Source organism: Paenibacillus sp. FSL R7-0026, from assembly GCF_038004485.1.
Taxonomy (GTDB): domain Bacteria; phylum Bacillota; class Bacilli; order Paenibacillales; family Paenibacillaceae; genus Paenibacillus; species Paenibacillus xylanexedens_A.
This window is the reverse complement of record NZ_JBBORG010000001.1, coordinates 6167548-6180791: the sequence shown is the minus strand read 5'-3', so window position 1 is coordinate 6180791 and position 13244 is coordinate 6167548. Positions and strand designations below refer to the sequence as shown.

Genomic DNA, 13244 nt, shown 5'->3' with positions numbered 1-13244 from the left:
ATTAAAACCGAAGCAAAACAGAGTTTTGGAGTTCATTTGTCAGTGGAAAGGGGTGACCCGGCAACATGTATACCAAAGAAATGCTGATCACCGACCCGGAGCGAAGTGGCAAAAGGGTAAGGGCAGTCGTCCGCAATTATGTTACTGCCGACTTTGAGGAGCTCATTCGTATTCAGGCGGAGAGTTTCCCTCCTCCTTATCCGGAAGAGCTGCTCTGGAGTCACGAGCAGCTCACCAGTCATGTGCAGCATTACCCGGAGGGTGCCATCTGTATTGAAGTGGATGGAGAATTGGCTGGCTCAATGACCTCGCTGCGGATGCAGTGGGACCCTGCACATCCAGCAAGTCATACCTGGGCCGAAGTAACGGATGACGGTTATATTCGTAACCACCAGCCAGATGGCAACACGCTGTATATTGTCGATCTCTGTGTTCGTCCAAAGTACCGCAAATGGGGACTGGCTCAGCTTATGATGCAGGCGATGTACCACCTTGTCATCGCTCAGGGGATGGATCGGTTACTAGGTGCTGGTAGAATGCCCGGTTATCATTTGGTTGCAGACCAACTGTCTGCGCAGGAATATCTGGATCAGGTAGCAGCGGGAGAGAGGCGTGACCCGGTGATATCGTTCCTGCTTCGCTGTGGCCGCATGCCTGTTGGTGTGACCGCAGACTATCTGGACGATGAGGAATCCTGCAACTATGCTGCCCTGATGGAGTGGCGGAATCCGTTCAGATAAAGAAATGTTAAACGAAATACATCATCAATCGAGGGGGTATTTATTCATGGAATTCACGCGTATTACATCCATTAAAGATCCATTGTTTGCCCAAATGCACAAGTTGATGCAGGAGATTTTCCCGCGGGAAGAAGTACTGGACTTCCCACTGTGGGAAGAGCCGTTGGAAGATCCGGGTATTCGGGTGTTCGTGGCTGTGCATGAGGGACAGGTTGTTGGAGCGACGGAGTACCGTTATTACGAGGATTGGAACGTAGCCATGACGGACTTCACGATTATTGGGCGCGAAGGTCTGGGAATTGGCAGTTTCCTGGCGAATCACCGCAAGCGTGATCTGCAAAAGCTGGCTGCAGCAAACGGGAAAGAATTGTTCGGTATGTTTGCCGAAATCTATAATCCTTATCTGAGTCAGGATCACGAGTTCGGCGGTATCAAGCCGATGGACCCGTATGTACGTCGTGAAGTATTGTCCCATCTGGGATATCAGCGCCTGGACTTCCCGTATGTTCATCCATCCTGGCAAGGGGACGGTGAAGCAGTTGGAGGATTGGATCTGTGCTTTATGCCAGGTGATGAGTCGCTTGGTGAACTGCCAGCCAGTCTGGTGGCTGATTTCCTGAATCGATATTATGCGGTGTTACAAAACAAACCGCAGGAATGGCTTGCCATGGTAGAGCAATTGACTGCTCGTAAGTCTGTTGCGTTACTGCCGTTGTAAACGGAAGCGGGGCTGTCACAGAGAATGGTGTTGTAATGTCCTATGCCACAATAAAACCAGAAAAGGCCCGTTAATCAGACCGTTATCGGTTCTGTTTAATGGGCTTTTCAGTTTCATTAAAGATATTGGATGTAGATATAAAATGATTGCTAAGCTTGCGTTTGGAGCAAGGCACGAAGCGAGGCCTAACGAATCTGAGGCGCCTTATTCAAGGGTTTGAAGCATCCGCAGAAATCTAAAGAACCTGAGACACGCTATATCCGAAAAAACAGCCGTTTGCAGCGTTTTTTCGAGGGATTTTGGGAAATAACGTGACTGATGTTCTTTACAATGTATCAGGAGGACCTAAAGGTCAAATAAGACTTCCTGAGTTCCTTAGAAATTCGTCTACCCATTGGCCAGGATCCGGCTAGCTGGGACCTCAAGAGGGGGCTCCGAAACTTTATTTTCTGTACGCTGATATCTATCATCATATAGCTTACCTAATTTTGAAAACATACCCTAGATTATTATTCATTGTTAATGAAGCCTATTTAACCGTACATGTAACGATTAGTTTTTATTTAACGTCCTTTCGGTCCGGTAGCTGGCTCAAATAACTGTTGGACAAGTGTGCAAGATCCAATGCTCGATCATACTGTTCCTTCGTTATAAACCGTGAAGAGGACACCCCACTGTTATTGGGTGTGGTGAGTGCTGGAGGTACCTTGTCCGCCGAAATTTTCGGTACCTCTTCTGACGGAACATTCTTCTGCTGTTGCCCTTCATCTTGTCTGCCCGCATCAGCTAGGGAATAATGCGTTCCGTCCCCGTATCCTTTCGCCGGTATGAAGAGAGAAGCATCGTTTAGCACCGAGCCGGAAGGAAGGTAATAACGTTCGGGTAGGAGATTTCCACCTTCGTGTAACAAATCCTGTCCGAAGTGTAATTGGTCCTCCAGTGAGACTCCAGTAAGTCCGGCAATCGTTGGCAGAATGTCCACCTGGCCTCCGATCTGTTCCAGCTGTACACCCGGGGTAATGCCCGGGGCCGAGATAATGAGTGGGATATTAATCATATCTGCCGATGTGTATTCCCGACCATACAACTCTTTCATAAGGACTTTGTCATCCCGATCCAATGAGTAGATGGGAAGCCCCAGGTGATCCCCGTACAAGACAAACAAGCTATTTTCCCATAATCCCCGTTCTTTCAATCCAGCAATCAACTGTCCAACCGCCTGATCGGCATAATGCTGTGATATCAGATAATCACCGGGCAACGTATCCTTGTAACGCTCTGGCAGCGTCAGCTTCACCTTGTTTTTAGGCAAAGTGTACGGGTGGTGGGCTGACATGGAGATGACATGGGCATAGAAGGGATCACCCGAAGACTGCATGGATTCCAGCTTATCCAGTGTTTTGGAATATAGGACTTCATCCGAGGCCGAAAAGGCGATAGAGTCCTGCATGCCGAAATAATCAATATCATAATACTGGTCGAATCCAAGTGCCTTGTATAACTGATCCCGATTCCAGAAGCGAACATCATTTGTATGGAATGTAGCTGTCTGATATCCGTTTGCTGACATCAACTTGGGTAGACTCGGCAGAGCTTTATCCGCATATACAGTTGTTGCTGCCCCGTTCGGCGGGGTGTAGAACGATGTGTTCACAACAAATTCTGCATCTGATGTATTTCCCTGTCCCACTTGCTGATAGAAGTTCGGAAAATACAGGCTCTGTCTAGCCAATTGATTCAGATTAGGCGTAATCTCCTGTCCATCTACCTCTAATCCAATCAGAAAGTTTTGGAACGATTCCAACTGGAGCATAATCACGTTACGTCCGTTTGCGGCACCCTTCTCCACAATCGCAGGAAGTGCGGTCGTTTGTTTCAGTTGGTCGATGTCAGTCTGATCAATGTGAGCGATGGGCACAGGTTTATCAGGTCGATCCAGGATGGTATACGCCTCGTAACCGAGGATGCCCATCTGTTCTGCTTGTGTAAGTTCACTCATGCTGGCCCGATTGGGATAGATGTTAAGCATGCACAGGATCATGGAAAGGGTCAGAATGACCGAGGCAACCCGTCTTCTGGCACGTCGTTCAAGCGGAATGCGGTTCGGACGTTCTGTACTCCCGAGCTTGATTCGACGACGAATGAGTATCCCCCCGATAATCAGAACGTCTGCAAAAATAAACAAATAATAGGGATCAAGCAAAGAGAACATGCTGCTCTTGACCGAGGTCACCTGATTCACCTGTGCCAGCGCGTGATAGTTAACGATTACGCCATAGTATTTGTAGTACATGATGGCTGCAAAGAAAATCCCTGAGAGCAGCAAATTCATGGCAAGGTATATCCACATTCGCCGCTTGACAGCAAACCACTCAATTAGACAGAATCCGATCCAGATGAGCGGCAATTCGGTCAGCAGTGGTTTCCAGACAGGGATGTCATCGAAGATAACGATCCAGGCCAGTGAACTTTTGATCATCATGATAATGGTAAAGAATATAAACGGTCCGCTTAGAAATCGGGTGAGTGAACTGCGTGACAAGGTACCGCCTTCCCTTCCGAAGTTTCATTTAACAAGTATTATCCTATCTCAGCATGGCTGTGTCAAAAATGAGAGCCTTCAACATTTGATGGCAAAAAACCTCTTCCATGCAGGAAGAGGTTTGAAAAACATGGGCTACTGCGATAAAAGCCAGATGTGACCCAATTTCGTTATTCTATAGTGTACGTTGTGACGTAAGAAGGTCTGGGGAACATGGTAGGCTTTTGTGCGGTCAGGCCTTCGCTTGTACTGCGGTTACGGTGAGCGTGACTATATGCTTGGGATTCCTGCCAGCCTTTGAAATGTTCCTCGGACTGCCAGAGTGTAAGTACGACATACGTGTCATCCTTGAGAGGACGCAGCACACGAATACCGACAAAGCCAGGCTCGTCTTCTACCTTGCGGGCACGGTTCTTAAACCGTTCTTCAAAATCGTTCCGACCATCCTCTGTGACAGGGATATTGTTGAGAACAGCATAACTACCGCCAGTCCAGGAGCCTGCGGCATCGAAAGCTTCATATGCGGCTACTTTATCATCAGACTCAATATTCATCAGGCGTTCTGCGGATTCAATAGCCAGACGCACGTGCTCTTCGCTTCGCAATGTCAGATGCGGGTATGCAGCAAGTGCATCTGGAATCGGTGAAGGAACCAAATAGATATACATAGAAGCTGCCTCCTCATTAAGTACATTCTATTTCAAGATAGCATATGGAAATCAGTGAGTCCAATCGGTTCACATGTATCGGACAGGTGGGCTAATTCCGAGCAGAGTAGTATAGGTTTGCCGCAATAGAAGATAAACAATGAATGACAAACACTGCAGTAATAATGAAAAAGGAAAGCGATATCCCGTCTAGTATAACTACGAGGATCCAAGCCAGAGCAAGACTGATGGTTGTCGCATTCCAGGAGAAGGCCTTTGCCCTCGTGATACAATAGAGGTACCGCTCATCCAGCCCGTTGTGCTTTTTTGCAATCATCCTTGTGAAGAAAATAATGATTATTGCAAATAACAAACCAGCTACAATTCCACCGATCCCGATCATCCGATTCAGTAATTCAGAACTCAATATTCTCATCTCCTTCAAAAATAAATAATTCCTCGATCTGACAGCCAAATAATTGGGCAAGCTTGTGAGCAAGAACAAGAGAAGGTTTGTACTTTCCGGATTCCAACGATATGATGGTCTGCCTGGAGACCTTAAGACGTTGAGACAGTTCTTCCTGTGTGATGTGCATATGTATTCGTTTGTCTCTGATTAGATTTTGCAAGTATATCCTCCCATAAGTAAAGTTAACTTTACGTAAAGCTAACTTTACTTATGCGACGATGGAATGTCAATCTCTCTTTATAATATTTTCCACTTCTTCGAGGTGATGCTGTGTCCAAAAGCATATTTCATGATAAAGTATAATCACTACAAACAGAACGGGTGATCGTATGACAACAACAATTCGGATATCGGTTAGACCTTTGGTGGAGTATGTGTACCGCAGTGGCAGCATACGTCCAGGGTTCCGGACCAATGCCTCGATGCAAGAGGGGACTCGAATTCACCAGCGGGTACAGAAGGAGTACACGGAAGAGGATCTGAAAGAGATTGTGCTCGAAGCTGAGATTCAACATGGGGATCTGACCTATGTGGTGGAGGGACGATGTGATGGCCTGATCCGGTTGGAGGGTCAGTTGACGGTGGATGAGATCAAATCAACTGCGGGCAATCTGGATGATCTGGGAGAAGGTCTTCCCGTGCACTGGGCGCAGGCCATGATGTATGCCTACATGTACGCTGTTCAGCAAGATGAACCACGCATGCAAGTGCAGTTGACGTACGTGCATTCGGTAACCCATGAAGAAAGACGGTTTCGCCGAATGGCAGAACGGCAGGAACTGGAGCAGTTTGCGGCAGAAGTGATTGCCGGTTATGCGCCATATGCAGAGATGATCGCTGCATATGAAGAAAAGCGTGATATCAGTGTGAAAGAGCTGCCTTTTCCTTTTCGCAAATACAGGGAGGGACAGCGGAAGCTGGCAGGAGCCGTATACAAGACGATCCGTGAAGGTCAGGGGTTGATGGCGAAAGCACCAACAGGCATTGGTAAAACGATGTCCGTGCTGTTCCCCACAGTCAAAGCGATTGGCGAAGGCGAAGCGAGCCGATTGTTCTATCTGACCGCAAGGACGACGACACGGGTGGCGGCAGAAGAAGCTTTTGCCCGGATGCAATCGGAAGGATTGAAGATGCATGTGATCAGTCTGACCGCGAAGGACAAGATTTGTTTTAAGGAAGAGGAAGCTTGTGATAAGGGGCAGTGCGGCATGTGTGAAGGATATTATGACCGTATTAACGGGGCCGTGCTGGACATGCTGGAACATGAGACGTTGATGACACGTCCGGTCATCGAGCAGTATGCGCGCAAACATCGGGTGTGTCCGTTTGAGTTTTCCCTGGATGCGGCGTATGCAGCCGATGCGGTCATTTGCGATTATAACTATATTTTCGATCCGAGGATCTCTCTGAAAAGAATGTTGGAGGAGCAGAAACGCAAGACGGTGTTACTGGTGGACGAGGCTCATAATCTGGTCGATCGTGGCCGAATGATGTTTTCCGCCGAACTGGAGAAGGCAGTGTTCCTGGATGTGAAAAGAGAGTTCCAGTCGCTGGACAGCAGTGTGCCTGCTGCCAAAGCCATTGTTGATTACACCGGGGCCATTGATAAGTATCTGATTACCCTTCGAAAGAACGGTGGAGAAGAAGGAAAGATCATCCAGCAGGAAGCACCGGAGGAACTGATTGAACGGCTGGAGCCTTTTGTCATGGTCGCGGAGCAATGTCTTGTTGAAGGTGGTTCGGGGAATGCCGAGACGGATCAGTTGCTGTTGGATGCCTACTTCACGGCACAGAATTTCCTGCGTATTGCCAAGCTGTATGATGAACGTTTTATTACTTATGCAGAGTGTGTTCGAAGTGAAGTGAGAGTGAAGTTATTCTGTCTTGATCCTTCCGTACTGCTTCGTCAGACGGCTAAAGGATTTCGCTCTCTCATTCATTTTTCGGCCACATTGTCACCTCTTCGCTATTATCGGGATATGCTGGGTGCAGAGGAAGAGGATTATACATTGCAGATTCCATCGCCGTTTCAGCGCGAACAATTGGATGTGAGACTCCTGCCTTTATCTGTGCGATATAAAGACCGGGAGCAATCCCGGCGACCCATTGCGGAGATGCTGCAACAGCTGGTAAGTGAATGGCCTCGCAGCAATCTGATGGTGTTCTTCCCTTCCTATCCATATATGCGCGAGATATATGAAACCTATGCACAACTTCCTAATGAAGCGGATACGGTCATACAAAAGCAAGGCATGAACGAACTGGAACGGGAGCAGTTTTTGGATGGATTTCAGCCGAATCCTGAACGAACACGCTTGGTATTTGCCGTCATGGGTGGCGTATTCTCGGAGGGGGTTGATCTCCCGGGAGACCGCTTGAATGGCGTGGTTGTGGTAGGTGCGGGGCTGCCGCAGATTGGTCTGGAGAACAACGTATTACGTGATTATTATGATCGGACAGGACGCAACGGATTCAATTATGCCTATATTTTCCCCGGTATGAATAAGGTGCTGCAGGCGGGTGGACGGCTGATTCGGACGGAGGAAGACAGGGGTGTGCTGGTGCTGGTCGACGATCGTTTTATCCAAGAACCTTATCGTTCCTTGCTGCCCGAGGAGTGGCGGGACTATAAACGAATTTGAATATGATGTATCTTCACAGCAATTTGAATGGAATCAGGCAAATGCTGAACCAAGAAGTTTAACATTTTTCTCAGATTTCTTTCCTTTATATGATTGAAGGGTAGGGTGAAAGGGTTATAACTTGGTTAGCAACGAACGAACAACGGCGATTACCCTATCCGTTCCGCGGTCCGCTTCGAAAGCAATCAAGGAGGTCGGTTAAAATGAAGAGAAATCATACCATGATGCAGTTTTTTGAATGGCACCTGGCTGCAGACGGAGATCATTGGAAGCGACTGGCTGAAATGGCCCCGGAACTGAAAGCCAAAGGTATTGACTCGGTATGGGTACCACCTGTAACCAAGGCAGTGTCCGCAGAAGATACAGGTTATGGTGTATATGATCTGTACGATCTGGGCGAATTTGATCAAAAGGGTACCGTACGGACCAAATATGGCACCAAGCAGGAACTGGTGGAGGCCATTGCCGAGTGTCAGAAGAACGGAATCGCCGTCTATGTGGATCTGGTCATGAATCACAAGGCCGGAGCAGATGAGACAGAAGTGTTCAAAGTGATCGAGGTTGATCCGAATGATCGGACGAAGGAAATTTCTGAGCCTTTCGAAATTGAGGGCTGGACCAAATTCACATTCCCGGGTCGCGGGGATCAATACTCCTCTTTTAAATGGAACTCTGAACACTTCAACGGCACGGACTTTGATGCCAAGGGAGAACGAACAGGTGTATTCCGCATCGCAGGAGAGAATAAAAAATGGAATGAGAATGTCGATGATGAGTTTGGCAACTATGACTATCTGATGTTCGCCAATATAGATTATAACCACCCGGATGTTCGGCGCGAGATGATCGATTGGGGGAAATGGCTGATCGATACCCTCCAGTGTGGTGGGTTCCGGCTGGATGCGATCAAGCATATCAACCACGAATTCATCAAGGAGTTCGCAGCAGAGATGATCCGCAAACGCGGTCAGGATTTCTACATCGTAGGTGAGTTCTGGAATTCGAACCTGGATGCATGTCGTGAATTCCTTGATACGGTAGACTATCAGATCGACCTATTTGACGTGTCTCTTCACTACAAGTTGCATGAGGCTTCGCTTGCAGGTAGAGACTTTGATCTCTCCAAAATTTTTGATGATACCCTGGTTCAGACGCATCCTACCCATGCGGTAACTTTTGTAGATAATCATGACTCCCAACCTCATGAAGCGTTGGAATCATGGATTGGTGATTGGTTTAAGCCGAGCGCGTATGCGTTGACTTTATTACGTCGTGATGGGTATCCGGTTGTATTTTACGGAGATTATTATGGCATTGGTGGACCTGAACCTGTGGATGGCAAAAAAGAAATTCTGGACATTCTGTTATCTGCCCGCTGCAACAAGGCATATGGGGAGCAGGAAGATTACTTCGATCACGCCAATACGATTGGCTGGGTACGTCGTGGCGTAGAGGAAATCGAAGGTTCCGGTTGTGCAGTGGTCATCTCCAACGGGGATGACGGTGAGAAGAGAATGTTCATCGGAGAGCATCGTGCTGGTGAAGTTTGGGTGGATCTGACGAAGAGCTGTGATGATCAGATTACCATTGAGGAAGACGGCTGGGCCACCTTCCATGTGTGTGGTGGAGGCGTCTCGGTATGGGCCCTTCCTGAACAGAATGAGGACTGTGCTGACGCTGAGTAACGGCATAGTGCTAGGCAGGATAAGAAAAGGTACACCGACCGCATAAAAACAGTATATAGATAGATCGTTGAATCACCTGAACAGGAGAGCATGCATGCCTGTGTTCAGGTGGTTTTTTTGCATTTTTCTAGGTACAACTAAAACTCCATCCTAACGAACTCAGCACGCCTTATTTGCACTGAATTAGCGTTATTGGAATTCTAACGAACCTCAGTAACCTTATTTCTCTCAAAAACGATTGAAATAGCGCCAATTGGAGCAATATTACCAAATTAACGCGTCTGAGATTCGTTAGAATACTTGGTAACTCGGATTTCAGCCGAATAAGCCCTCTCAGATTCGTTAGCTTCACGTGGGTTAAGGCTCACCATAGGCAAACGTATCATTGCTACAAGTAAAAACATGAAATGAGAAAGGAACACTTCGGTTCCACATCTTAATACATGGTACAATAATCCAAATATGGAGTGTTAGAAAACAAAATGAGAGAACGTAATAAGCGATATTTTTTGCAGAAGATGGAGAAGAGGAGGGATGGCATGAGCCCCAAAAGAGAGATGAACCGTTTCTTCCCGTTGGTCATGTACCTATTTGTAATAGCCGTGTGTCTGGGGGCTTGCAGTTTGGGACCAAACCAGGGGCCAGCGGGTGAACCGAAGCGGACCGATGAGTATACGTTGAATTCGGAGCGAAGAGACTTAAAAGAGCGGGTTACGAAGAACCTTGAGTCTTTTCAGACGAACTCGCCTGATGATTATACTTTGACTGCAACGGTGGATGTGAGTCATGAATCCGGAGTTGATCGGATTACTTATGAGATTTTGGTGAATGAGGCTCGGGTGCCCATGGTTAATGTCATTCAGTCCTTCACCCTCGATCCCAACATGATAAATCGAATAGATGCCGGAGAGTTATTTCATTCCAATGTGAGCAATACACACGAGATTAGTTTAGAGTCTGACAAGGAACCGCTTGGATTGAGTTTGAGCAGAAGTTACGTCTTGAAGCCAAAGGCGGAGATCGACAGCAATATCCTCCAGCGTTATGCAGATATGTATATCAAAATTTCCTATGGCCCAAATGATCAGCGAACGGAAGATTATTTTCATGTTCAGGCCGAGCCGTCTTCAAGGACGATTGAGTATATGAAGTCATGGGAGATAGTAAAATAGGAAAAAGCAACGCCCACCAGTTCCGTATGAGGAATCTGAGTAGACGCTGCCGGTTCATCTATTTGAGATAGTAAGGTTATTACTTCTCAAAATACTGATTCATCGTATCCCACATTCGATTGAACTCACTTCGTTCCTTTGAAAATGCTCCAGGCTTTTCGGGTTTGTGGTTTTACCTACTCCAGTTCAAATGATTCTAACGTGCCAACCATCCGCAGATCATGCGCGCGGTTGAATTGTTCCCGTCTGTCGGCATCAGCATATTCATCATGATAATGCATCAGTACGGTTTTCTGTCTCACTTCCGCGGGTAACTGCTCCAGATCCTTCAATGAGGTATGGGATTTGATCACGAGATCATGCATATGACATTCATGGAAAATCAGCTGCACATCAGCGGCAACTTGCTCCACCCGTTCCTGATCGAGTGTACTGTCAGCACTGTAATAGAAGTAAGGTTTGGCGAGTAGCCCATTGCTGACCATACCGGGAACATGTTGCGTCCGAAACGTCTCAAACGTCACGCCGCCCAGTTCGAATGTGCCTCCATCTGGCAGGGGGACGACATCGTAGTAATCGCTCATGGTACGTTCACCATCCGTTGTGTAGCGCATGCCGGGGGATAGAATGTTCCAGAGCGGATCTACCAATTGTTCGTGGATGAACAGACGAGGTTTGCGGTCGCCTACGATCTGTGAGTAGTATCCGAGCATCTGTACACCGTTAATATGATCTTCATGTAGATGCGTAATGAACACATTGTGGATATCGGTCATGGCGAATCCATATTCCTTGAGTGCTTTAGCATTTGATTCTGGGAAATCAATGACCAGATGCGTGTCTCCGAATTCAGCCAGCATACTATTGTGGTGCTGCTCCACGCTGAACATATCTCCTGTGCCGAGAAAAGTAACTTTCAATTCATTTCATCTCCTTGTGTGATCTTCAGATCAGCATCCTTGCGTTAAATCCAGTATACCTTGTTCCCGAATATATGCCTAAATCAACCTTTTTTGATAACGCTATCATTTTATATTGAACTTTGATGATAAACAGTGTAGCGTAAAGATGGGAAGTGAACCCATATGAACGTAAACTCACCTAAAGGGAGCGTGCGAGGCGAATGAAATCTTTTCTGGATGAACAATTTTTGCTGCACAATGAAACGGCGATCAAGTTATATGAGGATTATGCCAAAGACATGCCGATTATTGATTATCATTGCCACCTCAGTCCTCAGGAGATCTACGAGAACAAAACCTTTGGCAATCTTACAGAGGCTTGGTTATACGGTGATCACTATAAGTGGCGGCTCATGCGCGCAAACGGAATTGAAGAGCAATATGTGACCGGCGGCGAAGGAGTAACCGATTACGATCGTTTTCTGGCTTATGCCAAAACGGTACCGATGATGATTGGTAATCCGCTGTACGCCTGGTCTCATCTAGAATTACAGCGATATTTCGGCGTCTACGAAGTAGTGAATGAGACAAGCGCACCGGCCATCTGGGAAAAAGTAAATGCCAAACTGAACAGTGACGGATTCGGTGCACGTGATCTGATTACCAAATCCAATGTCACTGTTGTGTGCACAACCGATGATCCAACGGATTCTCTGGAGTATCATCTGAAAATTCAGGAAATCGAAGGCTTTGATACGGCGGTATTACCTTCTTTCCGCCCAGATAAAGGCTTGGAATTGAATCGGGATACCTTCGCGGAATGGGTGGGCAAGCTGTCGCAGGCATCTGGCACCGCCATTTCAGATTATGAATCCTTCCTTGCTGCGCTGGAGTCACGTGTGGAATTCTTCCATTCTGTCGGCGGCAGAGTCTCTGACCATGCACTCGATTATGTCCCTTACGGCGTGGCTACACGCGAAGAAGCGGGTGCCATTTTTGCCAAGGCACTTGCGGGTCAGAAGGTAACTCGTGAGGAAGAGGACAAGTACAAGACAGTGACGCTGACATTCCTTGGCAAACTGTATGCAGAGCGGGGCTGGGTGATGCAGTTCCACATTAATGCAGCCCGTAACAACAATACACGGATGTTTGCCAAGCTTGGGCCGGATACCGGTTACGATGCCGTGAATGATACGCCGCTTTCCGCAGCGATGATTGGATTGCTCGACGCGTTGGAACAGCAACAAGCGCTGCCCAAAACGATTCTGTATTCTCTGAATCCAAGGGACAACGAAGTGCTCGCGGCGATCATCGGCAGCTTCCAGGGCGGGGGCATTCCGGGCAAAATCCAGCTTGGTGCAGCCTGGTGGTTCAATGATACGAAGGACGGCATGCTAGCCCAGATGAAGGCCCTGGCGAATGTTGGTCTGCTCAGCCGATTTGTCGGCATGCTAACCGATTCACGCAGCTTCCTGTCCTACACCCGGCATGAGTATTTCCGTCGTCTGGTCTGCAACCTCATCGGTGAATGGGCCGAACAAGGGGAGGCACCGCAGGATCTGGAGCTGCTTGGTCAGATCGTACAGGGCATCGCCTACAACAATGCAAAAGAGTATTTCCCGTTTGCTTCAGTGCCTAAAACAGTCTCTGCTTCACAGTCTTAATGAGTAACAAACGCACCTAATCATGCAATTTATGTAGTAAGAAGATTCTTTTGTGTCTACTTT

Annotated in this window: 11 protein-coding genes; 6 read left to right on the top strand and 5 right to left on the bottom strand. The window is 47.5% G+C overall.

Annotated features, from left to right (window positions below; genetic code table 11):
* Nucleotides 1-65: 65 nt before the first annotated feature.
* Both MKY44_RS27075 and MKY44_RS27070 read left to right on the top strand, forming a co-directional pair.
* A complete protein-coding gene (locus MKY44_RS27075) occupies nucleotides 66-740 on the top strand; it encodes a GNAT family N-acetyltransferase (RefSeq protein WP_341009395.1) in 675 nt (224 codons plus the stop codon).
* Nucleotides 741-786: 46 nt separating this feature from the next.
* Nucleotides 787-1458 (top strand): GNAT family N-acetyltransferase, encoded by a 672-nt coding sequence (locus MKY44_RS27070; RefSeq protein ID WP_341009394.1) that lies wholly within the window; start codon nucleotides 787-789, stop codon nucleotides 1456-1458.
* A 559-nt stretch (nucleotides 1459-2017) separates the two neighbouring features.
* Here the strand turns inward: MKY44_RS27070 and MKY44_RS27065 are convergent.
* From MKY44_RS27065 to MKY44_RS27050, 4 genes are all read right to left on the bottom strand, one after another.
* Entirely contained in the window at nucleotides 2018-3940 is a 1923-nt protein-coding gene (locus MKY44_RS27065) for an LTA synthase family protein (protein ID WP_445670700.1), read from the bottom strand.
* Nucleotides 3941-4170: 230 nt separating this feature from the next.
* Nucleotides 4171-4668 (bottom strand): antibiotic biosynthesis monooxygenase family protein, encoded by a 498-nt coding sequence (locus MKY44_RS27060; RefSeq protein ID WP_341009390.1) that lies wholly within the window; start codon nucleotides 4666-4668, stop codon nucleotides 4171-4173.
* Nucleotides 4669-4759: 91 nt separating this feature from the next.
* The gene (locus MKY44_RS27055) at nucleotides 4760-5074 is read right to left on the bottom strand and encodes a hypothetical protein (RefSeq protein ID WP_341009388.1); all 315 of its coding nucleotides are present in this window, start codon (nucleotides 5072-5074) and stop codon (nucleotides 4760-4762) included.
* Nucleotides 5064-5276 carry a helix-turn-helix transcriptional regulator gene (locus MKY44_RS27050; RefSeq protein ID WP_036612923.1) on the bottom strand — a complete coding sequence of 71 codons (213 nt, stop codon included), beginning with the start codon at nucleotides 5274-5276 and terminating at the stop codon, nucleotides 5064-5066. Before MKY44_RS27050 ends, MKY44_RS27055 begins: the two co-directional genes overlap by 11 nt.
* A 169-nt stretch (nucleotides 5277-5445) precedes the next feature.
* Here MKY44_RS27050 and MKY44_RS27045 point away from each other — a divergent pair, with 169 nt between their 5' ends.
* The 3 genes from MKY44_RS27045 (at nucleotide 5446) to MKY44_RS27035 (ending at nucleotide 10615) form a co-directional block, all read left to right on the top strand.
* A complete protein-coding gene (locus MKY44_RS27045) occupies nucleotides 5446-7758 on the top strand; it encodes an ATP-dependent DNA helicase (protein WP_100528276.1) in 2313 nt (770 codons plus the stop codon).
* Nucleotides 7759-7961: 203 nt separating this feature from the next.
* Complete coding sequence (locus tag MKY44_RS27040) at nucleotides 7962-9443, top strand: alpha-amylase (RefSeq protein ID WP_076328674.1); 1482 nt, start codon at nucleotides 7962-7964, stop codon at nucleotides 9441-9443.
* A 539-nt stretch (nucleotides 9444-9982) separates the two neighbouring features.
* Entirely contained in the window at nucleotides 9983-10615 is a 633-nt protein-coding gene (locus MKY44_RS27035; protein WP_341009387.1) for a hypothetical protein, read from the top strand.
* Nucleotides 10616-10791: 176 nt separating this feature from the next.
* Here the strand turns inward: MKY44_RS27035 and MKY44_RS27030 are convergent, their stop codons facing one another.
* A complete protein-coding gene (locus tag MKY44_RS27030) occupies nucleotides 10792-11535 on the bottom strand; it encodes an MBL fold metallo-hydrolase (RefSeq protein WP_341009386.1) in 744 nt (247 codons plus the stop codon).
* A gap of 203 nt (nucleotides 11536-11738) precedes the next feature.
* On the opposite strand from MKY44_RS27030, the gene uxaC reads away from it, so the two are divergent.
* Nucleotides 11739-13181 (top strand): glucuronate isomerase, encoded by a 1443-nt coding sequence (uxaC, locus tag MKY44_RS27025; RefSeq protein ID WP_341009385.1) that lies wholly within the window; start codon nucleotides 11739-11741, stop codon nucleotides 13179-13181.
* Nucleotides 13182-13244 lie beyond the last annotated feature (63 nt).